Origin of the sequence: Staphylococcus lloydii, from assembly GCF_015775975.1 — a bacterium.
GTDB lineage: Bacteria > Bacillota > Bacilli > Staphylococcales > Staphylococcaceae > Staphylococcus > Staphylococcus lloydii.
In genome coordinates this window covers 1154905-1179830 of record NZ_CP064056.1, presented here as the reverse complement: position 1 = coordinate 1179830, position 24926 = coordinate 1154905, and the positions used below count along the sequence as shown (strand labels likewise).

The following is a 24926-nucleotide window of genomic DNA, read 5'->3' as shown; positions in this document are numbered from 1 at the left end:
CCTCTTATCCTTATAATTTATTATTTAGCGCTGTAGCTAACTGTTCAAATGTTTCCCAACTATCAACTGATACACCTGAGGCATTTGGATGGCCTCCACCACCAAAGTCACTTGCGACATCATTAATAACAATGCCTTTAGAACGAATACGACATCTAATTTCATTACCTTCATCCACAGCAAACAGCCAAATTTTCAAACCTTTAATGTCAGCTATTGTATTCACAAATAATGATGCTTCGTTTGCGGCGATATTAAATTGTTCTAAAACTTCCGTAGTTATAATCACCTTACAAAAGCCTTGTTCATTCAAATCAAAGTTTTGTAAAACATAACCTTGGAATGGTAACAATTTAGGATCTTTTTCCGCTAAATTATTTAATTCCTCGTTATGATTAAAATCATAAGTTAACAACTGGCTAGCGACTTCCATCGTGTGTGGAGTAGTGTTATTAAATAAAAATCTTCCAGTATCTCCAACGATACCAATGTACAATAACCTTGCGATGGATCCATCAATAATTGAATAGTCATTAAAATAATTAATAAAATCACTTATAATTTCACTCGTTGAAGAAGCTTCAGTGTTAACGTAATTAATATCTCCATACTGATCGACTGCTGGGTGGTGGTCAATTTTAATTAGCTTTTGACCTAAGTTATATCTTGAATCGCTCACTCTTGGCGCATTCGCAGTGTCACAAACAATAACAAGTGCTTCTTGATATACTTCGTCCTTAATATCATTAAACGTTCCGATAAAATCTAAAGAAGGTTCACGTTCTCCTACAGCAAAGATGTTTTTATGAGGAAATTTAGCTTTTAAATAACCTTGCAAACCTAACTGTGAACCATAAGCATCTGGATCTGGACGTACATGCCTATGTATAATTATCGTCTCATATTGTTCTATTTCTTCCATAATTTCATTAAATATCTCTGTCATCTTTCATCGTGTCCTTTCGGTTTTATCATTTTATGTCACAGTTACTTAGTTTATTATTTGACACATAATCATTGCTTTAGCTACGTTTTGTGTGCCTGTTTTCATTGTTACTTCCAATTTAGCAAAATTTCGACCTACATTTAACATATCATAATGAACATCTATCTCTGATTCAATTTGTACTGTATTTAAATAAAAAATATTTAAGTTTTCAATCATAACTTCTATTTTTTTATATCTACGCATTTCATATCGTACAGTCTCCTCAATGATGGCCACAAAGACTGCCTTACTCAACATGCCAAATTGATCAGTTAACAATGGTGTTGTCTGTACTTGGATTGTATCATTTGAGATATGTATATGTTTGGCGATTTGATCGTTAATCGTGTCGCCTACTTGGGGCTGACGACCAATTAATTGCATCGACTTTAACACATCTTCTCTTGATATAACGCCAATTAATTTTTTACTTAAATTAGTTACTGGCAATAACTCTATACCTTCCCAAATCATAATGTGTGCGCAATTTGCTATTGTAGTTGAAAGTTGTACATCAATTGGAGAACGCGTCATAACTTGGGCAATCATTTCATCGTCGTCCATATTAATAATTTCTTTGCTTGTTACAATGCCAACCAATTTCCAATTGTCATCAAGAACAGGAAATCTAGAATGTCCTGTTGCTTTTGCCTTATCTTTATAATCATTGAGATTCATATCTTCAAACACGACAGTTGAATCATCAATCGGTTTAACTATATCTTCAACAATTAATATCTCTTTACGTATCATTTGATTATACATGGCTCTGTTTATGATGTTCGCTACTAAGTACGTATCATAATTTGAAGAAATAATTGGTAAATCATGTGCGTCTGCATATTCGATAATGTCTTCTGACGTAGAAAAACCACCCGTTATCAATACAGCGCTACCTCTCTTTAATGCTTCTAATTGAACATCTTTACGATTACCAACGATTAATAAAGTATGCGCACTTAAATATTTAACTAAATCATTAAGTTCCATCGCACCGATAGCGAATTTTGTTAATGTTTTAATTAAACCATTACGTCCACCCAATACTTGACCATCAATAATTTTAACGATTTCATTAAAAGTTAACTGTTCGATTTGTTCACGTGTTTTCTTTTCGATTCTAACTGTACCTACACGGTCTATCGTAGCAACGAGCCCTATTTGTCCCGCATCTTTTATCGCGCGATATGCAGTACCTTCAGAAACTTCTAACACTTTGGCAATTTTTCTAACGGATATTTTTTGACCCACAGATAATGATTCGATATATGATAATATTTGTTCATGCTTTGTCATATAATGGACCTCTTTTAATTTGTTAGTTACTTATATATTATAACTTTTTATAGCTTAAATTGCGATGCAACAACACAAAATTGTACTTTACTGCTAATGATTAAGATATTCAACCTGTGTATAGAAAAATATTTCAATAAAATAAATTTATTTTATTGCACTAATTCTCATTTATTTATTAAAATAAAAATTAAGGAGGGATAAACTATGTATAAAAAAATATTACTAGGTGTAGATACTACGCTTAAAAATGAACAAGCTTTACAACAAGTCGCTAATATTGCTGGTAAAGATACAGTAGTGACAATTTTCAATTCTATTAATGAACAAGATGCTCAAGCTTCTATCAAAGCAGGTGTTCATTTAGACAAGCTAATTGAAAAACGTAGTGAAGGCTTAGAACCTACGCGCCAAGCGTTAGATGAATACGGTATTAAACATGATGAAATTATCGTACGCGGTAGAGCAAAAGTTGAGTTAGTTAAATATGCTAATAGTGGCGATTATGAGATTGTGGTGTTAAGTAATAGAAAAGCCGACGACAAGAAAAAGATGGTTTTAGGTAGTGTAAGTCACAAAGTGGCAAAACGTGCGAAAATCCCTGTACTTATCGTTAAATAATTAGATTTTAAGCATGAATAAAAATTAATCACACAAAAAACGTTATCACCCCAATCGATGATAACGTTTATTTTTATTTATAGACTAACTGATTCGCCTGGTTTTAGTATTTGTACTTCACCAGTGTTCACAGCTTGTTTAAATTCTTCTGGATTTTGTTTGATTAAATCAAAAGTATTGTAATGAATAGGCACTGTTATTTTTGGTTGGATAAATTCATTAATCGCATAACTTGCGTCATCAATACCCATTGTAAAATTATCTCCAATTGGCACGAAACAAATGTCTACTGGATGTCTATCGGCAATTAGTTTCATATCACTGAATAAACCAGTATCACCTGTATGATAAATTGTTTTGCCTTCCAGTTCTAAGATTACACCCATAGGCATACCTAGATATACAGGAATACCATTATCATCAGTTAAACTTGAACTATGGAACGCTTGAACAAATTTTAATGAACCAAAGTCAAATTCTACTTTACCACCGATATTCATTGGTCTAACATTATCGTAATCTTTATTTGTAGTTAGATAATCTCCTAATTCGGCAGAACCGATAACAGTCGCATTATTTTTCTTCGCGATTTCGATTGTATCTCCAAAATGATCTCCATGACCATGCGTTAAAATCACGTAATCTACTTCCAAATTATTTGGATCTAAATCAGATAATTCATTTCCACTGATAAATGGGTCTATAATACCCTTTTTACCGTTAGCCTCAAAATAAACAGTTGATTGTCCATGAAAAGATAATTTCATTTTGTTGTTCCTCCCATTTATAGTATTTACTCTACTTCTATACCACGTATATAACGTTTATAACAATATATTCATAAGTTACTATGGCATAATACTTATAATTTAATAGTTTTATTGCAATTTTAATAGCTTATTTTTGAATTACTTAACTAACTAACATAAAATTAATTAGAAGAGTAAAAATAGGAGGAAATTACATATGAAAATAAACCAAATTATGAATGAGATTGACATACAACAAGCTGATGCCGCATGGATTACTACCCCACTAAACATCTTTTATTTTACTGGCTATTTAAGTGAACCTCATGAAAGATTGCTAGCACTATTAGTTACTGCTCAAGGTGAACAAGTCTTATTCTGTCCTCAGTTAGAAGTGGACGAAGTGAAAGCATCACCATTTGAAGGTACGGTAATTGGCTATCTTGATACGGAAAGCCCTTATTCAAAATATAGTTTTTCTGCACAAAAATTATTAGTTGAAGCAGAACATTTAACACTTAAACGCCAACGTGAATTAATACAAGCATTTGGCGTAGAAACGTTTGGCGATATTGACCTTACAATCAAAGCATTGCGTAATGTTAAAACAAGTGATGAAATCGCTAAAATCCAAGAAGCTTGTAAACTTGCAGATAAATGTATTGAAATCGGTGTAGATTTCTTATCTGTTGGCGTGACTGAACGACAAGTCGTTAACCATATTGAAAATGAAATTAAAAAGTATGGTGTCAATGAAATGAGTTTTGACACAATGGTATTATTTGGAGATCACGCTGCCTCACCTCATGGTACTCCCGGAGAGCGTCAGTTACAAAATGATGAATATGTGCTATTTGATTTAGGTGTTATCTATGAAAATTATTGTAGCGATATGACGCGTACAGTTAAATTCGGCACACCTAGTGAAGATGCACAAAAAATATACAACATTGTACTGAAAGCTGAAACTGAAGCTATAGCTGCAATCAAACCTGGCGTTAAAATTAAAGAGATCGATAATATAGCTAGAGGCATTATTGAAGATGCAGGATATGGTGAATACTTCCCTCACAGACTTGGACATGGTTTAGGACTTGAAGAACATGAATATCAAGATGTATCAAGCAGTAACGATAATACCTTTGAAGCAGGCATGGTTGTTACCGTTGAACCTGGTATATATGTCCCAGGTGTAGCTGGTGTACGAATAGAGGATGATATTCTTGTTACTGACGAAGGTACAACTATTTTAACTGGGTACGAAAAATGATTAAAGAAGCGGTTGTAGAAACAATTCAACAGGTTGAATACGCAATTGCTCAAGGCGCAGACAGATTAGAACTATGTGATAACTTATCAGTTGGAGGAACGACGCCTAGTTATGGAATGACTGCAATCGTTTCCGAAATGTGTGCAGCTAATAACGTCGAACTAGCCGTTATGATACGACCACGTGGTGGCAATTTTGTTTATGAATTGTATGATTTTGAAATTATGCAAAAAGACATTCAAACATTTAAGCAACTTGATATCGATTACTTTGTCTTTGGTTGTTTAACTGCGGATAATATTTTAAATGAATGGCAAATGAAAACATTACGACGTTTAGCTTACCCTACCAACGTTGTATGTCATATGGCGTTTGATCAAATACACATTCACGGTCAAATCAAAGCACTTCAACAATTAATTGATATGGGCTTTTGTAGGTTATTAACACATGGTGGTACTTCAGATACTAATATTTTCGATAATTTAAATCATTTAGGTAAACTAGTAGTCAATTCTGGAGGTAACATCGAGATAATGCCAGGTGGAGGATTGACGAAAGACAACGTTGCTGAATTAATTGCGGCTTTCCCTTTCCAAGAAGTACATGGTACAAAGATCGTATAATGCTATATATTTAAATTAATGTGGTTGCTCAACGAGCTACCACATTTTTTTATTAAAAAAACTGCCACCATCGCACTATGACGATGATGGCAGTTAATAAAATGATTAAGCCAACTTCCTAACACTTAACTTTTTATTTAAGTGCTTCTGAAATAGCTGCAGAAGGAATATTTAATGCTTCTCCAACACTACTATTAGTTAATTGTCCATTTATTGTGTTTAAGCCTAATGATAATGCTTCATTATCTTGTAATGCTTTTAAGTAGCCTTTATTAGCTAGTTGTAATGCATAAGGTAACGTTGCATTATTTAGTGCAATTGTTGAAGTTCTTGGTACTGCACCAGGCATATTTGCTACTGCATAATGTACAACGCCATGTTTCTTGTACGTTGGGTCATCATGTGTAGAAATTCTGTCTGTAGTTTCAAAGATACCACCTTGGTCAATCGCGATATCAACAATAACGGCACCGCTTCTCATTTGTTTAACCATTTCCTCTGAAACTAAGTTAGGTGCTTTAGCGCCTGGGATAAGTACTGCACCAATAACTAAATCACTTTCTTTTACTGCTCTTTCGATATTTAATGGGTTAGACATAATCGTGTGAACACGTCCACCAAATAAATCATCTAATTGTTGTAAACGACGAGGGTTAACGTCTAGGATTGTAACATCAGCACCTAATCCAAGTGCAATTTTAGCAGCGTTTGTTCCTGCTTGGCCGCCACCAATAATGGTAACTTGTCCTTTAGATACACCAGGCACGCCACCTAGTAAAATACCCATGCCGCCTTTATATTTTTGTAAAAACTCAGCACCAATTTGTGTCGCCATACGTCCAGCCACTTCGCTCATTGGTGTTAATAATGGTAATGAACGATCAGGTAATTGAACAGTTTCATATGCGATACTGATTACCTTGTTTTCCATTAATGCTTCTGTTAATTTACGTTCATTTGCTAAATGTAGGTAAGTAAATAAAATGAGTCCTTCACTAAAGAATTTGAATTCTTCTTCAAGTGGTTCCTTAACTTTCATGACCATGTCCACATTCCAAACTTCTTCCTGTGTCATGACAATTTTAGCACCAGCTTGCTCATAGTCTACATCTTCAAAATATGAGCCTAGTCCTGCAGAAGTTTCAACATAAACTTCATGTCCTTGTTCTACTAATGCGTGAACACCACTTGGTGATAAACTTACTCGATTTTCATTATTTTTTATCTCTTTTGGGATACCTATATTCAATTCGCCCACCTCCATAAATATAGTAACGTGAATGCATTGAAAGCGCAATCATTAAATTCAAGAAAATTATTATTTAATTTGATTTAAAATTCTGACAATGTGGTATACTATAAATAAGAAAACGAAGGAGGTAATTGCGATGCTAACATATAAAAATATTTTAATCGCAGTTGATGGATCACTTGAAGCAGAATGGGCATTTAACAAAGCGGTTGACGTTGCTAAACGTAACGAAGCTCAATTGACTGTTGTGAATGTTATCGACTCTAGAACGTATTCTTCATATGAAGTTTATGACGCACAATTCACAGAGAAATCTAAAAACTTCTCTGAAGATTTACTTAGTGGCTATAAAGAAGTAGCTACTAATGCAGGTGTTTCTGATGTTATAACACGACTTGAATTTGGTTCTCCTAAAGCTATTATTCCTAAAAAATTAGCTACAGATGTAGGTGCAGATTTAATTATGTGTGGTACATCAGGCTTAAACGCAGTAGAACGTTTTATCGTGGGTTCTGTTTCAGAGGCTATCGTACGCCATTCACCTTGTGACGTCTTAGTCGTTCGTACAGAAGAATTACCAGAAGATTTCCAACCTCAAGTTGCTACTGATGAATTTAGATCACAGTATCAAACTCATTAAACTTATAAAAAGACACCACTCTTAGGAGTGGTGTCTTTTTTATTAATCTAATTCGCCAAATATTACTACGTCTCTAGCGATCATTACTTCTTCATTTGTTGGAATAACTAACACTTTAACTGGTGAATGTGGGTAGTTAATAAATCCTTCTTCACCATGAATGCTTTCATTTTTCTTAGCGTCCCAATAAACGCCCATGAATTCTAAACCTTCTAAAACTTTAGCTCTAACTGGATCAGAGTTTTCACCTACACCGGCAGTAAATACGATTACATCAACACCGTGCATACGTGTTGCATAAGAACCGATATATTTATGGATTCTTGAAGCAAATACGTCTAATGCTAGTTGCGCTCTTTCTTTACCTTCTTTACTATCTTCTATAATATCTCTTAAGTCACTTGAACTACCAGAGATACCTAATAAACCTGATTCTTTATTTAGTGTATCTAATACTTCTTCTGCAGTTTTATGTGTTTTTTCCATTAAAAATGGAATTAAAGCTGGGTCAATGTTACCTGAACGTGTACCCATTGTTACACCTGCTAATGGTGTGAAGCCCATTGAAGTATCTACTGATTCGCCACCATCGATAGCAGCAATAGAAGCACCATTACCGATATGACATGAGATGATTCTTAATTCTTCAATTGGTTTACCTAATATTTCTGCCGCACGTTGAGATACATATTTATGGCTAGTACCATGGAAACCATATTTACGGATGCCATAATCTTCATAGTATTGGTAAGGTAAACTATATAGGAATGATTTTTCAGGCATTGTTTGGTGGAATGATGTATCAAATACAGCAACATGTGGAATTTCTGGTAATAATTTACGGAAAGCACGAATACCCATTAAGTTTGCAGGGTTGTGTAGCGGTGCTAATTCACTTAAACTTTCAATTTGTTTTTCTACTTCATCTGTAACATATACAGAACTTGGGAATAATTCGCCTCCATGTACTACACGGTGACCAGTTCCTTCAATATCATAAATACTTTCAATAATACCATGCTTTTTAAAGCTTTCTAACATAATATTTACTGCATCTTCATGGTTTTTAATGTCAGTTACGTCTTTTATTTTTTCTCCATTTACTTCAACAGTAAATATAGAATCTTTTAAACCAATTCTTTCAATTAAACCTTTAGTTATAATTTTTTCTTCAGGCATTTCAATAAGTTGAAATTTCAAAGAAGAACTACCAGCGTTTATCGCCAAAATTAATTTTGACATGAGCATAATGCCTCCATTTTCAATTAAGTTATAATATCCATATTCATTTAACCATTAATACAGTTGAAATTCAATAGTATTACAGTTTATTTTTCAGGATGGTTTGTTTTCATCCACTCAGTTAAATCAGCTAAAAATCCTTGGAATTGTTGCGGATTTTTGAAATCAGGAATATTTGCTAACAGAACTTCAACAGGCTTAGTAACGTTAGTCTCTTTCTTTTGTAAAATCAATATTGATTTACGTGCATTTTCATTTTTAAACAACGTAGCTGGTAAATTTAAAAAGGCTTGCATTTCTGATTCTGTTGCAATGAAATTTTGTAACTGTTTTACTTTATCGCCTTCAAAAATATTGCTTGGAACTACTAAAAATGCATAACCAGAAGGTTCAAGTGCTGCTAGTGCTTGTTCTATTAGTAAGTAATGTGAATAACTATGACCTTCTTTAAAACCTAATTCCATTTCGTGACTGCGTTCATCTGCTGGATAGTAACCAATCGGTAAATCACCAATCACCACATTAGCATCTTCAAAAGTAAGTGGCATTATTGCATCTTGAGGATAAACATCGAAAGGAATTTCTAAAAAGTTTGCTAAATGAACACTCACTCTAGATAATACAGGATCCACTTCTACTAAATGATGCATTAGAGTAACATCTGTCATTACTTCGTGTACAGAGGCACTTAAATGACCTGCACCACTTGCTAAGTCTGCTATATGCAAAGCTTCACTATCCGACATAAATTGCTTTACAAGAAAACCTAGAATTAATCCAATTGAATCAGGTGTAATTTGATGATTTGCTTGAATCTCTTCGTTTTGTAATAAACTTAAATAAGCGAATTGAAATGCCTTTCTTCTGTCTTGTAAAGTAGCCTGTTCTAATAAATCTCTGTCATTTTTATAAATGTCTTCCATTGCTAAACCAAGATTTTCAATAAAACTTTGGCCATTTTCGTCATTTAATGCTTTCGCTTTGCTATCCAATGTTTGGAATAGTCGCTCCATAATTGTTTGCTCTTCAGCCATGTTAAATAGTCCTTTCTAAAAAAACTGCCCATAATTTTTGTCTAAAGATACTACGTTATCTTAGATTACCAAATAATTATGGACAGTATGGTTTATAATGTCAATAAAACTGTTTAATAACTAACTTAAAAAATTAAATTAATTATATATTACGATATGCTTCTAAAGCACTATCGAAATCTGGGAAATCAGTACCTTCTGAAACAATTTCAGAATATACAACTTTGTTGTTTTGGTCCAATACGAATACTGAACGTGCTAATAAACGTAATGCTTCCATAACAACGCCGTAATTTTTACCAAATGATAAATCTTTATGATCGCTTAATGTTAATACATTATCTAATCCGTTAGCCGCACACCATCTTTTTTGAGCAAATGGTAAATCTGCAGATATAGTTAACACAACGCCATCTTCTTGCGCAGCTTCTTCATTAAACTTACGTGTTTGTTGATCACAAACACCAGTATCTATTGATGGAACAACACTTATTAATTTCTTTTGACCTTCGTAGTTCGCTAATGTAACTTCATTTAGATCGTTATCTAAAACTGAAAAGTCTGGTGCCGTTTGTCCTACTTTAACTTGTTCACCAACTAAAGTAATTGGTTCTTGCTTAAATGTAATTTGTGTCATTTAATGTTCCTCCTTGTTATCTAGCTTACGATAAAATTATAACTGTTTATTTAGTAGAAATAAACAGTTACAACTTGTCCTAGTATAGAAATTATTTTAAATAAAATAATTTTTCAAATTTATTTTTAATTACAACGGTTCCTGCGAAATAATCATGAATTCCTTTGTGCTTTTTAGTGAAAATAGTTACCAAATATAATAGATTGCCAAAAACACCACAGACAATGCGACCGACCCATTCTCTAAAAAGTATGTCTGACCAAGTTAGTGTCTGTCGATCATCTCGTTCAACTCTAATGTTGCATATCATTTTTCCTAAAGTTTGTTGGAAGAAACGTGTTAACAATACAAAATATAAATAAAAAACAATAGCATCTAGTATATGGCCAACACTAAAATAGTTTATCCATAATTTCATATCATCTATGTTAGTAAAATGATAAATAGGCTTTAAAATTAGACTATGAACGCCAAATATAACGAGTAAATCAATGAGAAAACTCCAGAAACGAATACCAAAGCCTGCATATATTGATTTGGTCATTTGTTCATGTATTAATTCTTCGGAAACAGCTTCATTGGAGGCAGATTGTGCATTATATCTTTCTTGAGAGCCGTTACCTTCATATTGTGTAGCCAATTTAACCACCTACCCTTCATATAAATACATTGGTTTAGCTTTTGAATCGTTAGTAATAACCGATTTAATACCTTTTATATCACTATTAAACTGTTTAATCGTCGATTTAGCACTGAATAAGGTAGAGAAAATATTAACGCTATCACTATATTCAAAGACTTCTGCGTTTTTAGCATGAATATCTTTTTTCAATGCTGTTAATGCTTCATTTTGATAACCAATATTATCGATTAAGCCATTTTCTTTTGCTTGTTGCGCACTATAGACACGACCATCTGCTAATTTCCTTACTTTTTTCTCAGACATATGTCTTCCATTTTTTACAATATTAATAAAACGATCAAAGCTATCGTTTAACATTGATTGTAAAATGTTTTTTTCATCGCTCGTCATAGGGCGAGAGCTACTCAATATATCTTTATGTGCACCCGATTTAATCACATTTTCTTTAATGCCTAGTTTTTTCTGTAAACCTGAATAATCTACATTAGACATGATGACACCTATTGAACCCACCATTGACTGTGGTCCTGCGTATATTTTATCTGCAGGTGCGGAAACATAATAGCCACCAGATGCAGCTAAACTTTCCATATGTACGTAAACTTTTTTACCTTTTTTCTTTATTTGTTTAATCTTGTTGTAAATTTCATCACTAGGATACGTGCCACCACCGGGAGAATTAACCGTTAATAAGACGCCCTTAACAGATTTGTCTTTTTTAACATTATCTAATTGCTTCATAAAAGCGTCGTGATCATAACCACTACCACCGAATAATCCACCGCCTGATTCATCAGAAATTTCACCATTTAGCGTTAAATGAGCGATTCGCTTTGATGCACTACCTTGCTGTTCCGTTTCTTCAGTGAACGGGTCGACATTACTTGAACTACTATTTGAAATAAAAGAACTAACAATAGCGCTTATTGAACTTACAGTAATACCGCCCAATATGACAACTACTGCTAAAATGATGGCAATCACTCTTTTTTTAGACATTACGATACACCTCAAAAATCAAAAATTTGTTATTTCTTTGTTAACATATTCCTACTATAACAAACAATAAACTAAAACATGATGTAAAAAAAGAACTTATTATAAAAAATAAGTTCTTTTATTTCGTATTAAATTAAAACGTCTGCGTTATATAATCGTACGCATTTTTCAAAATTAATATTGCTGTTACGACAACAAATAACACTTTTACGTATCCTACGCCTTTATTAATAGCAAACATCGCCCCAACATATGACCCTGCAATCATACTCAGCGCCATGATAATACCTATAAAGTAATCTACATGTCCTAAACAAATGAATAATAATAAAGCGCCTAAATTCGAGCCAAAATTTAATACCTTGGCGTTGCCAGCTGCACTTAAAAAGTCAAAACCAAACATCAATAAAATAAACAGTAAGAACGAACCTGTTCCACCACCTAAAAAGCCATCATAAAAGCCAATGATGCTTATTAAAGCGGTAAACAAAATCGCTTTACCTAGCGTTAATTTATTAAATGTGCGAATACCACCCCAATCCTTACGAATCAAAGTATATATCAGCACGATAGTAAGTATGACAATGACTATAGGTTTTAATAAATCTGCCGGCAAGAAGGTTGCTAGACTAGAACCAATTATTGAGAAGATAAAGACGAATGGCAATAATTTTCCAACTATCGCTAAATCCACTTTTCTTGCTCTAATAAATCTAATGGCACTCGTCATCGTGCCAAATACACTAGCTAATTTATTAGTACCTAATGCAATTGAAGGCGGTAATCCTATCGCTAATAAAGTTGGAATAGAAATTAATCCCCCTCCACCAACAACTGCATCGATAAATGCTGCTAAAAACCCTAACGCTATTACAATTAATATAATTGATATGTCCCAATCCATAGTTGTCGACCCCTTTGTTTATTATATATGTGTATTCAGGTTAAAATAAATCTTCAATTATTGCGCTAGTTTCAGCTTCTTTTTCACTCTGATAATCTTTAGTTATTGTCAGTGTTTCAATATTTGCTACTGCATTATCTATCATGTCTTCAAAATCAAAGACACTTTCATATTTCACAACTTTTTCAAAATCAGGTTCAGTAACCGGATTTTTAGGTGTGAAAATCGTGCAACAGTCTTCGTATGGTTGAATCGAAACGTCAAACGTTCCTATACTTTTTGCTTTTTTCACTATTTCTTCTTTATCTAAAGTTAAGAGTGGACGTAACACTGGCGTTGAAGTGACATTATTGATTGCATACATACTTTTTAGCGTTTGACTTGCTACTTGTCCTAAATTCTCACCGTTAACAATTGCATGTGCACCGATTTTGTGAACTAATTTGTCAGCCACTTGCATCATCATACGACGTGTAGATGTCATCGTATAACGCTCATGTACGACTTTATTAATTTGTTTTTGTAATTCTGTAAAAGGTACGATGTGTAATTTGATTGGCCCCACATGCTGAGATAAAATGCGCGTCAGTTCAATCACTTTATCTTTTGCTTTTTCACTCGTAAATGGCGGACTATGAAAATGAATCGCTTCTATAGTAACGCCTCGTCGCATTACTTCCATACCAGCAACTGGAGAATCAATACCACCAGAGAGCATTAATAGTGTTTTACCACCTGTACCAACTGGTAAGCCACCTGCACCTTCAATCGTTTGGTCATAAATGTAGATAGCATCTATTCTAACTTCTACTTTAATTTCATGGTCAGGTTGCTTTACATTAACACTAATATGCTCGTTATTATTTAATACAGCACCACCAACTTGGCGTTGTAATTCATAAGTGTCATACGGGAAATTTTTATCCGCACGTTTAACGTCGATTTTAAATGTGTCCCCACTTGCGTAATCTTTTGCAAATGCACTTGCCTGTTGTTCCACGGCTTCAACAGTTTTCTCTAATTTCATCACTGGACTAATTGAATAGATACCAAATATTTTAGACAATCGTTCAATTATTGCATCTATTTCAGCTGTTTCTTCTAGTTCGATATACATTCTATCTCTGTTTGCTTTTATTTTAATACCGTCAAATGATTTTAATGCTTTTTGTACATTTGTGCGTAATTGGTTTACGAACATTTTACGGTTAGCACCTTTAAGCGTTAACTCGCCATATCTAACTAACAAATGATCATACGTCATTTTAACAACTCCTTAACTTCTTCATATACTTGTATAAATACTTCTTTAAATTTTGCAATATCTTCAGACGTAGTATTAACTCCAAGAGACAATCTGATACTACCTTCTATGTTACTTTTAGATACCCCCATGCCTAACAGTACTTCGTTTAATTCAGCTTTTTTAGAAGCACAAGCACTTGTCGTTGATAACAGCACATTGTGTTTTGAAAAAGCATTTACCAGTACCTCACCTTTAACACCGGGAAAAGCAATATTGAGTACGTGTGGCGCAGCGTCTTTTGGTGAGTTGATATAAACACCTTTAAAATCTTTCACAAACGTTCTTAACTCACTATTTAGCGACGCTAACTTTTCATGTAATAGCGCTTGATTTTGAATGGCATATTTAATAGCTTTCACTATACTTATATTAATAGGTAAATTTATCGTTCCACTTCTAATACCTAACTCTTGTCCGCCACCTTGCATAATAGGCTCTATTTGATGTACATTTTCAACAAGCAGTACGCCTTGTCCTTTCAAACCATTAAATTTATGACCACTCATACTTAAACTATGAACGCCTTCAAACTCCAATGGCACTTTACCAATTGCTTGCACTGCATCGACATGAAAATGCGCTTTCGGATATGCTTTGACGATACGACCAATCTCAGCAATCGGTTGCACTTGCCCCATAATGTTATTAACGTGCATACATGTCACTAGTCCTACTTTATCAGACATTAAACTTTTTAGATGTTCTAAATCTATTCTTCCATCTGAATTGATATCAACAAATTTAATGTCAAATCCTTGCTTACCTAGCGCACGTACTACTTCTAATACCGAAGGATGTTCTAATACAGAAGTGATAATTTCAGGAGCGAACGCTTTTTTCTTTTTGGCTATACCTTGCAGCGCAATATTATTAGATTCAGTAGCACCACTTGTAAATACGATATCGTATTTATTATTTAATTCTAGCAACTCGTTAATCTGTTGCTTGGCCTGTACTAAGAGTTGTTCTGCTTGTACACCTGCTTTATGGGGGCTACTAGGATTAAAATAAAATGTTTGATTCACCTTTAAAAAAGTATCCAACACATCTTGATTTGGCTTAGTTGTAGCAGCATTATCGAGGTAAATCACCTTGTTCACTCCCTTAAAAATTATTATTATTAACTATTAAATATATATAATTCTACATCGAATGACATAGTTTAATCTTGTTATTCCTATATAAAAAGTCTACTAGAGCATTATACTATTTTTTGAAAAAATTAAAAGACACGAAATCGAAGTTTTCGATTCGTGTCTTTTAATTTAATTTATTAATTATTAAGCATGCTCATCTGCGACTTGATCTTCAATTTGTTTGGCAATGCCTGGTTCAACACTCTCTAACGCTTGTTCAGCAATTTCAATTGAACGTTTGTATCTATTGTTTTTAAACAAACGTTCCGCTTCATTTAAGCTCTTATCAACATTAGTGTTATCTTTTCTATAGCGGTTACCATATTGAATTAATTTTTCAGCATGAACAGCATTTACTAAGACGTCATTGGCTTCGTCTTCAAATTTATTCATCTGTAAAACAACTTTAGAAACTTTATCTTTTAAATGTTTAACATGAATCGGACGTACACTGAATTTTTTATTTACTTCGCGTACTTCATTATCAATTTCATTTTTCATGATAATAAAACGTTCTGGAACACTTGGTAAATTAGAAGCTAATAAGCGACGATAAACTTCTTCTTTTTTCCCTTGTACACGTAAAATATTGTCTTCAGCTTCAGCCTCATCTTCACGCAATTGGATAAGGTGATTCTGTAATTTTTCTTGTTTTTCATTAATTACATCAACATGTTTTTCAATATATTTTAAGTTATCTTCTACTTCGCTGTAACGAACAGCAGATTTTGAAGTTTCACGTAAAATATCATCATAAACAGCGATAAGATTTTGAATTTCATTTTCAAACTGTCTGACATTTTGTACGTCAGTTTCGTTAATATAATAATTTTCTCTTACATATTCGATTTCAGTTTGAAGCGTGTAATTCATGTCTTTTGCTTTAAATAAGTTATCTGTAATAATTTCTTTAGTTTCTTCGACATTGTTTTTAGATTTTACTTCATGTTCGATTAAATCATACATCTCATCTAAACGATCATTTATATTTACTAATTTGTCATTCGCTTCATCAAGTTCCAATTTACTAATTAATGGTTCAACGAAACTTAATTCTGTTTTCAACGTTTGTAATGTACTATCAATTTTCACATGATCTAAGTCATAGCCTTCGACTTTCAAATCGCGACATCCGTATTTTAAGTCTTGGAATTGACCAGGTAATTCTTTTTGAGCCTCTCTAATTAAATCAGGAATTTCAGCCATATCTGTTTTAAGATAATTCATATCTTCATTTAAAGTTTTGATATGTTCGTGGGCTTGTTTATAATTCCCCTCTTCTTTTAACGACTCATATGTTTTAATTTCAGGTTCGAAAGATTCAATTTCATTTTCTAAAGGTCCTGCAGCTTCACCAAATTGGTGACGATTTGCAAGCACATCTCTTTTCATTTCACGATAATCATTTTTACATTCTTCATATAGTTTATGACTATATTTATGTTGTTCTACTATTTCATCAATTTCTTGATCAGTCTTCTTATACTGTTCTTCATATTGATCCATTAATTCATGTGATTCATCCACTTCATCTTGAGCTTGAGAAAATTTAAATTTCTCTAACAGACTTTCAGCATTATGAAGTTTTTCATCAACTGGTGTTAAATATTGTTCGTGGCTGTCGTTCGCTTGTTTTTTATAATTATCGTATGTATCTTTCGTTTCCCCTGCGAATTTTAATTCTGTTAATTTAGACAAGCTATCTTCATAAGGAAGTTCTTCAACCTTCACTCTTCTTTCTTCAGCTTGTTCAACAACGCGACTCTTATTTGAGCGCATATAAAACAATATACCGACGACAATCAGTATAATGACAATAATTGCTAAAATAATATATAGTACCATATATTTTCTCCTCCTATTTTATCATTTTCAATTATAACGTAAGTTACCCATTCATTAAAATAGAAAATAGATGAATTCCACAGAATATTTTATATTTATTGCAAAAGTGAGTTTTAACTATACATTTTAAGTTTAACTGCTTGAATCATTCTATTATATAATATACTATTTGAAACTATATTAACCATTATATGTAAAGTGAGGTCTCTTAATATGACTGAAATAAAAACAACCAACTATAGTATGTTACAAAAGCAGTTAGCTGCTTTAATCGAAGACGAGTCAAACCTCATCGCTATTTTAAGTAATAGTTCTGCTTTATTAAATGATAATCTAGATCAAATCAATTGGGTAGGATTTTATTTAATAGAACATGGCGAACTTATTCTAGGTCCTTTCCAAGGCCATCCTGCATGTGTACATATAGCAATTGGTAGTGGCGTATGCGGAACTGCAGTTGAACAAGATGAAACCCAAGTTGTTGCTGATGTCAATGCATTCCCAGGTCATATTGCGTGTGATGCCAACAGTAAATCTGAAATAGTCGTTCCTATTCATTTTAACAATGAAGTCATTGGTGTATTAGACATCGACGCACCTATTCTTAATCGCTTTGACGATAACGATAAGCAACAATTAGAACAAGTTGTAACTATTATTGAAGACCAATTAAATAAGAAGTAAACAGTTAATCAATATTTTGTATTGACACTTTCTAATAAACTGGTACAATGTACTTTGTGTGAATAAACGAAATTAGCAGTTGTATATTATTTGGCTCTATGTTGTTCCCAAGGCGGACGTATCGTGTAACCATAGCTATGAGGTGAAGATACATAAAACAATATATCTAAATAAGCATACAACACTCTTTTTTGTTTTTTCATAACTACAAAAAAGAAGGAGGAGTCTTATTATGGCTCGATTCAGAGGTTCAAATTGGAAAAAATCTCGTCGCTTAGGTATCTCTTTAAGTGGCACAGGTAAAGAATTAGAAAAACGCCCTTACGCACCAGGACAACACGGTCCTAACCAACGTAAAAAATTATCAGAATATGGTTTACAATTACGTGAAAAACAAAAATTACGTTACTTATATGGAATTACTGAAAGACAATTCCGTAACACATTCGACGCTGCTGCTAAGCAACACGGTGTACACGGTGAAAACTTCATGCAATTATTAGCTGCTCGTTTAGACGCAGTTGTATATTCATTAGGTTTAGCTCGTACTCGTCGTCAAGCACGTCAATTAGTTGGACATGGTCACGTAGAAGTTGATGGCAAACGTGTTGACATCCCTTCTTACACTTTAAAACCAGGTCAAACTATCTCTATCCGTGAAAAATCACAAAACTTAAACATCATTGCTGAGTCAGTTGAAATCAATAACTTTGTACCAGATTACTTAGAATTTGATGCTGACAACTTACAAGGTAAATATATCCGCGTTCCAGAACGTAGTGAATTACCTGCTGAAATCAATGAACAACTTATCGTTGAGTACTACTCAAGATAATAACTTCAACACGAAAGCCGAGAAAATCTTTATTAGATTTTCTCGGCTTTTTACATATCGAGAGAAATTGAGTATCCTAAAAGTAAAGGAGTGTTAAAAATGATTATTAGAGCATTAGAAGAAACCGACTTGCAGTTTGTTCATCATTTAAACAATGAGTATTCTATAATGTCATATTGGTTTGAAGAACCCTATCAATCACTGAGCGAATTACAAACCTTATATAAAAAGCATATTTTAGATGAATCAGAACGTCGCTTCATTATAGAAGAAGATAATATTCGTTTTGGTGTCGTAGAACTTGTAGAAATTAATTTCATTCACCGTAATTGCGAAATTCAAATAATAATTGATCCTCAATATAGCGGCAAAGGCTACGCTAAAAGTGCGTTTAAAATGGCCATAGACTATGCGTTTCTAGTATTAAATTTAAATAAAATATATCTATTTGTGGATGTTAATAATTCGAAAGCCGTACATATATACGAAAGTAACAACTTTAAAATTGAAGGTACACTAAAAGAACATTTTTATACTAGAGGTTCTTACAGTGATTGCCATGTCATGGGTTTATTGAAAAAAGATTGGCATAAATCCGAAAATGACTTATCACATATTAAATAGCTCGTACTTATATAGTTCAATAAATGCACCAGACATAATCGACTAGCAGTCGCAAAATATGTCTGGTGCATCTGTGATAATGCCATCAATGTTTGATTTTATTAATTTAGCGCTTATTACTTTATCATTTACTGTGTAAGGCATTACTTTAAGATTATATTTATGTGCCGTAGCTACAAATTTTGTAGTTACTAATTTATAGTTCGGATTTAAAAAGTGTGCAAAAGTAGCAATCTTTTTAAAATTAGGACGACGATACCAATATTTTTTGGCACTAATTAATACCCCTAATTTATAATTAACGCCAGTCGCGTAAATTTTTTTTATGCTTTCCATATCAAATGATTGAATAACAATGTTTGAGTGTTGCACTTGAGCTTCTTTTAATTGTTTAAGTAAAAGCTGTTCAATTCCGGGATATTGTTCGGGTTTTTTAATTTCAATTAATAATTTCTTATTATATTGCTTCACAAGTTTTAATACATCTTTGAATTCTAAAATAGTTTGGCCTCTAAAAGACTCCCCTTTCCATAGACCGTAATCTAATTGCTGTAATTGTTCCATCGTATAGTCTTTTATTTTACCCGTACCATTTGAAGTTCTATCTACCGAATCATCATGGATTACCACTAGCTTATTATCAGCCGTTTTATGTATATCAATTTCTAAATAGTCGATATTTAATTGTAAAGCAGCCTCATAAGCTATTAATGTATTTTCTGGATATTTTGATGACAGCCCTCTATGAGCTACAACTTTAATTTGGCTATTTGTCACTTTTCAGGCCTCTCTTCTTTCTTTCTTATACCTTGTACTCTAAAATAAAAATAACATAATTTTTTACAAAGGAGCTATGATTATGGTTAAGCATGATTTTAAAGTCACAACAAAATGGCAAGGTGGTCGAGAGGAAGTTGGTGAGGTTAATGGTGACGTAATCAATGAACAAATTTCAATTCCTTCAGAGTTAGGTGGTAATGGACACGGTACAAACCCTGATGAACTGTTGGTAAGTGCTGCTTCTTCTTGTTATATTATTTCTCTTGCTGCTGTATTAGAACGCGCTGGTTTCAACAATATATCTATCGATCAACAGTCTGTCGGTACAGCCGTCTTTGAAAATAGTAAATTTAAAATGGAAGCTATTACTCATTTTCCAAATATTAAAGTAGACAACGCTGAACAATTAGAAACTAAGTTGCCAAAATTATTAAAAATCGCAGACAATAATTGTATGATTTCCAATTCCATCCGAGGCAATGTTCAAATAAATATACAACCAAATATACTTAAACAATAAAATTTTTAAAAAATTCTTTTAATTTATAGAAGACCTAGTTAATAACAATGTAAACCCTTTCAAAACCGAAATTAATCAATTTTTCCCTGTTTAATATTCGATTTTCACTTTTATATTGTCAGAAAATTTGCTAAACTAAGAAAATCTTGAGTAACGGGGGGAAAAGTAATGAAGTATTATCATCCTTTATTGTTAACACCAGGTCCAACACCTGTACCTGACGAAATTTTACACGCAACACAACAACCAATGGTAGGTCATCGTTCAAGTGATTTTGAAGCTATTGCTAAAGAAGCGTTCCAAGCTATCAAACCTGTATTTGGTACAGAAAACGAAGTAATCGTATTAACTTCTAGTGGTACGAGTGCTTTAGAAGCAAGTATGTTAAATATTGCAAATACCGATGATCATATAGTCATTATTGTTTCTGGTGCATTTGGTAACCGTTTCAAACAAATCGCAGAAACCTATTATAATAACGTACATATTTTTGAAGTTGAATGGGGTAAAGCAGTCAACGTACCTGATTTTATAGACTACTTAAAATCAATTAATGGAGATGTTACAGCTGTATATTGCCAATATTGTGAAACTTCAACAGCAGTCGTTCATCCAGTTGGTGAGCTTGGATCAGCCTTAAAACAATTTAAAGACGATATTTATTTTGTGGTTGATGGCGTTAGTTGTATCGGTGCAGTTGATGCAAATATGCAACGAGACAACATCGATGTTTTAGTTTCCGGAAGTCAAAAAGCCATTATGTTACCACCTGGATTAGCATTTGTTGCATATAATGATCGTGCAAAAGAAAGATTTAGTACTGTAACAACGCCTAGATTTTATTTAGATTTAAATAAATATTTAAAATCAGTTGCCGAAAACTCTACACCGTTCACGCCTAACGTAGCGCTGTTTAGAGGCGTTAATGCATATGCCAACTTAGTAAAAGAAGAAGGATTTGAAAATGTTATTAATCGTCACTACGCAATTAGAGACGGTTTAAGAGCAGCCTTAAAAGCATTAAATTTAGATTTATTAGTCGAAGATGAATTCGCTTCACCTACTGTTACAGCCTTTGTACCAAACGATAAAGAAGAGTTAGATTACATTAAAAATCAACTCAAACAACGTTTCAGTATTACTATCGCCGGTGGTCAAGGCCATCTAAAAGGACATATTTTACGAATTGGTCATATGGGTCAAATTTCCCCATTCGATATTTTACAAGTCGTATCAGCTTTAGAACTTATCCTGACTGAACATCGTGGAGAGTCATTCGTTGGTAAAGCAATTAGTCAATATATGGAGGTAGTAAAAGCTTATGTATAAAATTTTAGTATCAGATCCAATTTCTGCAGAGGGTTTATCAAGCCTTTATGAACATCCCAAATTTGATGTTACAAACAATACGGATTTATCAGAAACTCAATTAATAGATGAAATTGCAAATTACGAAGGTCTTATAGTACGTAGTCAAACTCAAGTAACCGAAGACGTTATTAAAGCTGCTACAAATTTAAAAGTAATCGCGCGCGCAGGTGTTGGCGTAGACAACATTGATGTAGATGCAGCAACTAAAAATGGTATTATCGTGATCAATGCCCCAGATGGCAATACTATCTCTGCTACTGAACATTCAATGGCAATGATTTTATCAATGGCAAGAAACATCCCTCAAGCTCACAAATCATTGCAAGAAGGAAAATGGGACCGTAAAACCTATAGAGGTACAGAGTTATATAACAAAACACTTGGTGTTATTGGTGCAGGTCGTATCGGACTTGGCGTTGCAAAAAGAGCGCAAAGTTTTGGTATGAAAATTTTAGCTTTTGACCCCTATTTGTCTGAAGATAAAGCTAAAGAACTAGAAGTTACACGTGCTAGCGTAGATGAAATTGCTGAACAAGCTGACTTTGTTACAGTACATACACCACTTACCCCTAAAACTAAAGGTATAGTTGGTGCAGAGTTCTTTAGTAAAGCTAAACCAAACTTACAAATTATTAACGTAGCTCGTGGCGGTATTATCGATGAAGAAGCACTATTAGATGCTTTAAATCATGATAAGATTCAAAGCGCAGCAATTGACGTATTCGAAACTGAACCCGCTACTGAATCTCCATTAGCAAATCATGAAAAAGTGATTGTAACGCCTCACCTAGGAGCTTCTACTGTTGAAGCTCAAGAAAAAGTAGCGATTTCTGTCGCAAACGAAATTATCGATATTTTCGAAAATGGTAATGTGTTACATGCCGTAAACGCGCCTAAGATGAGTTTCGACGATGCCAATGCAGAACTTAAACCTTATATCGAATTAAGTAAATTAACTGGTGAAGTTGGTATTCAATTATTACAAAAAGCACCTAGAGAATTACACATAAAATACGAAGGTGATTTGGCTATTGATGACACTAGTTTAATCACACGTACACTCGTAAGTGCTGTTTTAAGCCAAGACCTAGCAGAACGAGTAAACTTAATTAATGCACTTGTGTTATTAAATGAACAAGGCGTTTCTTATAATATTGAAAAAAATGCTAAAAATCGCGGATTTAGTAACTACATCGAATTAACTTTAATCAATAAAGATAAACAAATAAAAATCGGTGCAACTGTTTTAAATGGCTATGGTCCTAGAATTGTTAGAATAAATGAGTACCATGTCGATTTCAAACCTGAAAAAAATCAAATTGTGGTTAATCATACAGATAGACCTGGTATTGTTGGTAAAACAGGACAAGTTCTTGGTGAATTTAATATTAATATCGCATCTATGCATTTAGGTCGTACCAATCAAGGCGGTAATGCGCTGATGATTTTATCTGTAGATCACCCTGTAACTGATGAAGTCATCGAAGCTTTATATAAAATCGATGGTTTCCATTTAATCAGAAGTGTTCAATTAGATTTGCCTTCACAAAAAGAATACGATATTTAATTGATAAGCATACAGTAAATTTACTGTATGCTTTTTACTTATTAACAATTAATTACATCGATCCTTCACCTATTATTGTTAGGTAAATTATATGTATGCAACATGAAAAGACCATTCACTATAGTGAATGGTCTTTTTAAATAGGAACTAATGCTCTGAATCATATACTTCTTTTATAATAATATACTTCTAATTTCCCCTACATGGTCAACTATATAGTCGGCATCATAAGATTCTAGTTCTGCCCTTGCATCTTGACCTTTCAAACCAGTTAAAGGTCCTATAAATGTTGCGCCTATCGTCTTAGCACTTAATAAGTCTGCCAAAGAGTCACCAACGATAAACACCTCGTCTTTGTTTACACGATTTTCTTGATTAGTCGCAAATTTTTCATAATTTAATTGTTCGTTACCATCTAATGTTGCTAAATAACTAAATGGATTTGGCTTTCCTAATGGTTTTAAATCTGGATATAAATCTTCGGCAATTAATACTTCGCTTGCAGTGACAATGTGTTCATCTTCAAACAGTTCTTTGATATTTATAGTTTCAAAAGGCACTATCGTTTCCGTTCTAGGACGACCCGTAGCAATTGCTATTTGATAACCTGCATCTTTTAAATCACTTAATAATTGCTTGATTTCATCCACTGGCCTTAAAACTACCTCGTCATATATATAACCTTGTTTATAAGTAGCTCTATTTTCTTTTTGTTCTACTTCTTTAAATAATTTACAGCCTAAATACCATTCTTGATAAACTTCTTGAGTTAATAACCAAAAAGGACTCTTTAATTCAAATAGCTCAGTATGTGATGTATTTAAGACCTTTTGAGCATAAGCAATCAGTGCTTGATATACATGATCTTTGCCAGGTTTTACATCAGCTAGAAATGTTAAAGGGGCTTTAAAATCTAACTGAATATCTGACACACTTGTGCCAACTTCCTGTAACCTTTGTTGACTAAATGTTTCCGCATTTAAAACTGTATCTAATTGAGCTGGTGACAACTGTTTACAGACTTCAATAAAATGTAATGCCGTAACAATAAATAACATGTCCCAGTTTGAATTTAATCCTAATGATTTTAACTTAACTAAAATTTTATCGTGATCAAATACGGTGGCTCTTATTTTTTGAATGTCTTCATCATTTAAACTTTGAAAGTCAATGGAAGCATCAAGCCCTAGATAAGACTTGTCCATTAAAATTTCATATGTAGTTAAAGCTGATACATCAAAGCATCTTTCCTCACTTAAAAAGACACCATCAACATCAAACAATACCGACTTCATTTACGTTCACTCTCCTATTCAGAAAATTCTGATACTATTTAATTCTACAATTTGAAGTAAAA

The 24926-nt window shown here is 33.2% G+C and carries 25 protein-coding genes; 10 read left to right on the top strand and 15 right to left on the bottom strand.

The window, feature by feature from the left end:
• Positions 1-10: 10 nt before the first annotated feature.
• Together ISP08_RS05765 and ISP08_RS05760 are read right to left on the bottom strand one after the other, a co-directional pair.
• Positions 11-946, bottom strand: coding sequence for a DHH family phosphoesterase (locus ISP08_RS05765; protein WP_195718002.1), 936 nt, complete (start codon positions 944-946; stop codon positions 11-13).
• 45 nt (positions 947-991) lie between these two features.
• Complete coding sequence (locus ISP08_RS05760; RefSeq protein ID WP_048793453.1) at positions 992-2284, bottom strand: DRTGG domain-containing protein; 1293 nt, start codon at positions 2282-2284, stop codon at positions 992-994.
• Positions 2285-2491: 207 nt separating this feature from the next.
• On the opposite strand from ISP08_RS05760, the gene ISP08_RS05755 reads away from it, so the two are divergent.
• Positions 2492-2905 carry a universal stress protein gene (locus ISP08_RS05755; protein WP_048793452.1) on the top strand — a complete coding sequence of 138 codons (414 nt, stop codon included), beginning with the start codon at positions 2492-2494 and terminating at the stop codon, positions 2903-2905.
• A 77-nt stretch (positions 2906-2982) separates the two neighbouring features.
• On the opposite strand, the gene ISP08_RS05750 is transcribed toward ISP08_RS05755, so the two are convergent.
• Entirely contained in the window at positions 2983-3672 is a 690-nt protein-coding gene (locus ISP08_RS05750) for a metal-dependent hydrolase (RefSeq protein ID WP_048793451.1), read from the bottom strand.
• Between the two features lie 199 nt (positions 3673-3871).
• Between ISP08_RS05750 and ISP08_RS05745 the strand changes: the two genes are divergently transcribed.
• Positions 3872-4924 (top strand): M24 family metallopeptidase, encoded by a 1053-nt coding sequence (locus tag ISP08_RS05745; protein WP_195718001.1) that lies wholly within the window; start codon positions 3872-3874, stop codon positions 4922-4924.
• A complete protein-coding gene (locus ISP08_RS05740; protein WP_195718000.1) occupies positions 4921-5550 on the top strand; it encodes a copper homeostasis protein CutC in 630 nt (209 codons plus the stop codon). Before ISP08_RS05745 ends, ISP08_RS05740 begins: the two co-directional genes overlap by 4 nt.
• A 133-nt stretch (positions 5551-5683) precedes the next feature.
• Here the strand turns inward: ISP08_RS05740 and ald are convergent, their stop codons facing one another.
• Positions 5684-6799: an alanine dehydrogenase gene (gene ald, locus ISP08_RS05735; protein ID WP_195717999.1), complete on the bottom strand. Its 1116-nt coding sequence runs from the start codon at positions 6797-6799 to the stop codon at positions 5684-5686.
• Between the two features lie 139 nt (positions 6800-6938).
• Between ald and ISP08_RS05730 the strand changes: the two genes are divergently transcribed.
• Positions 6939-7442, top strand: coding sequence for a universal stress protein (locus ISP08_RS05730; RefSeq protein WP_048793447.1), 504 nt, complete (start codon positions 6939-6941; stop codon positions 7440-7442).
• Between the two features lie 42 nt (positions 7443-7484).
• On the opposite strand, the gene ISP08_RS05725 is transcribed toward ISP08_RS05730, so the two are convergent.
• The 9 genes from ISP08_RS05725 to ezrA all read right to left on the bottom strand — a co-directional run bounded on the left by ISP08_RS05725 (position 7485) and on the right by ezrA (position 17188).
• Positions 7485-8684, bottom strand: a complete 1200-nt coding sequence (locus ISP08_RS05725) for an acetate kinase (RefSeq protein ID WP_195717998.1) — start codon at positions 8682-8684, stop codon at positions 7485-7487.
• 86 nt (positions 8685-8770) lie between these two features.
• Complete coding sequence (locus ISP08_RS05720) at positions 8771-9718, bottom strand: class I SAM-dependent methyltransferase (protein WP_195717997.1); 948 nt, start codon at positions 9716-9718, stop codon at positions 8771-8773.
• 142 nt (positions 9719-9860) lie between these two features.
• Positions 9861-10355 (bottom strand): thiol peroxidase, encoded by a 495-nt coding sequence (tpx, locus tag ISP08_RS05715; protein ID WP_048793444.1) that lies wholly within the window; start codon positions 10353-10355, stop codon positions 9861-9863.
• A gap of 91 nt (positions 10356-10446) precedes the next feature.
• Positions 10447-10995, bottom strand: a complete 549-nt coding sequence (locus ISP08_RS05710) for an RDD family protein (protein ID WP_229294058.1) — start codon at positions 10993-10995, stop codon at positions 10447-10449.
• Between the two features lie 9 nt (positions 10996-11004).
• A complete protein-coding gene (gene sppA / locus ISP08_RS05705; RefSeq protein WP_195717996.1) occupies positions 11005-11997 on the bottom strand; it encodes a signal peptide peptidase SppA in 993 nt (330 codons plus the stop codon).
• A gap of 133 nt (positions 11998-12130) precedes the next feature.
• Positions 12131-12901: a TSUP family transporter gene (locus ISP08_RS05700; protein ID WP_195717995.1), complete on the bottom strand. Its 771-nt coding sequence runs from the start codon at positions 12899-12901 to the stop codon at positions 12131-12133.
• Positions 12902-12941: 40 nt separating this feature from the next.
• A complete protein-coding gene (gene thiI, locus ISP08_RS05695; protein ID WP_048793440.1) occupies positions 12942-14165 on the bottom strand; it encodes a tRNA uracil 4-sulfurtransferase ThiI in 1224 nt (407 codons plus the stop codon).
• The gene (locus tag ISP08_RS05690) at positions 14162-15298 is read right to left on the bottom strand and encodes a cysteine desulfurase family protein (RefSeq protein ID WP_195717994.1); all 1137 of its coding nucleotides are present in this window, start codon (positions 15296-15298) and stop codon (positions 14162-14164) included. Before ISP08_RS05690 ends, thiI begins: the two co-directional genes overlap by 4 nt.
• Positions 15299-15487: 189 nt before the next feature.
• Positions 15488-17188, bottom strand: a complete 1701-nt coding sequence (gene ezrA, locus ISP08_RS05685; RefSeq protein WP_195717993.1) for a septation ring formation regulator EzrA — start codon at positions 17186-17188, stop codon at positions 15488-15490.
• A 213-nt stretch (positions 17189-17401) separates the two neighbouring features.
• On the opposite strand from ezrA, the gene ISP08_RS05680 reads away from it, so the two are divergent.
• From ISP08_RS05680 to ISP08_RS05670, 3 genes are all read left to right on the top strand, one after another.
• The gene (locus ISP08_RS05680; RefSeq protein ID WP_195717992.1) at positions 17402-17872 is read left to right on the top strand and encodes a GAF domain-containing protein; all 471 of its coding nucleotides are present in this window, start codon (positions 17402-17404) and stop codon (positions 17870-17872) included.
• Positions 17873-18104: 232 nt separating this feature from the next.
• Positions 18105-18707 carry a 30S ribosomal protein S4 gene (gene rpsD / locus ISP08_RS05675; RefSeq protein WP_048793436.1) on the top strand — a complete coding sequence of 201 codons (603 nt, stop codon included), beginning with the start codon at positions 18105-18107 and terminating at the stop codon, positions 18705-18707.
• A gap of 99 nt (positions 18708-18806) precedes the next feature.
• Positions 18807-19331 (top strand): GNAT family N-acetyltransferase, encoded by a 525-nt coding sequence (locus tag ISP08_RS05670; RefSeq protein WP_048793435.1) that lies wholly within the window; start codon positions 18807-18809, stop codon positions 19329-19331.
• A 42-nt stretch (positions 19332-19373) separates the two neighbouring features.
• Here the strand turns inward: ISP08_RS05670 and ISP08_RS05665 are convergent, their stop codons facing one another.
• Positions 19374-20108, bottom strand: a complete 735-nt coding sequence (locus tag ISP08_RS05665) for a glycerophosphodiester phosphodiesterase (protein WP_195717991.1) — start codon at positions 20106-20108, stop codon at positions 19374-19376.
• Positions 20109-20190: 82 nt separating this feature from the next.
• Here ISP08_RS05665 and ISP08_RS05660 point away from each other — a divergent pair, with 82 nt between their 5' ends.
• From ISP08_RS05660 to serA, 3 genes are all read left to right on the top strand, one after another.
• The gene (locus ISP08_RS05660; RefSeq protein WP_195717990.1) at positions 20191-20631 is read left to right on the top strand and encodes an SACOL1771 family peroxiredoxin; all 441 of its coding nucleotides are present in this window, start codon (positions 20191-20193) and stop codon (positions 20629-20631) included.
• Positions 20632-20799: 168 nt separating this feature from the next.
• On the top strand, positions 20800-21960 hold the full coding sequence (locus tag ISP08_RS05655) for a pyridoxal-phosphate-dependent aminotransferase family protein (RefSeq protein ID WP_048793432.1): 1161 nt from the start codon (positions 20800-20802) through the stop codon (positions 21958-21960).
• Complete coding sequence (serA, locus tag ISP08_RS05650) at positions 21953-23569, top strand: phosphoglycerate dehydrogenase (protein ID WP_195717989.1); 1617 nt, start codon at positions 21953-21955, stop codon at positions 23567-23569. The genes ISP08_RS05655 and serA overlap by 8 nt, the downstream gene beginning before the upstream one ends.
• A gap of 173 nt (positions 23570-23742) precedes the next feature.
• Here the strand turns inward: serA and ISP08_RS05645 are convergent, their stop codons facing one another.
• The gene (locus tag ISP08_RS05645; protein WP_195717988.1) at positions 23743-24864 is read right to left on the bottom strand and encodes an HAD family hydrolase; all 1122 of its coding nucleotides are present in this window, start codon (positions 24862-24864) and stop codon (positions 23743-23745) included.
• Positions 24865-24926: the final 62 nt, after the last annotated feature.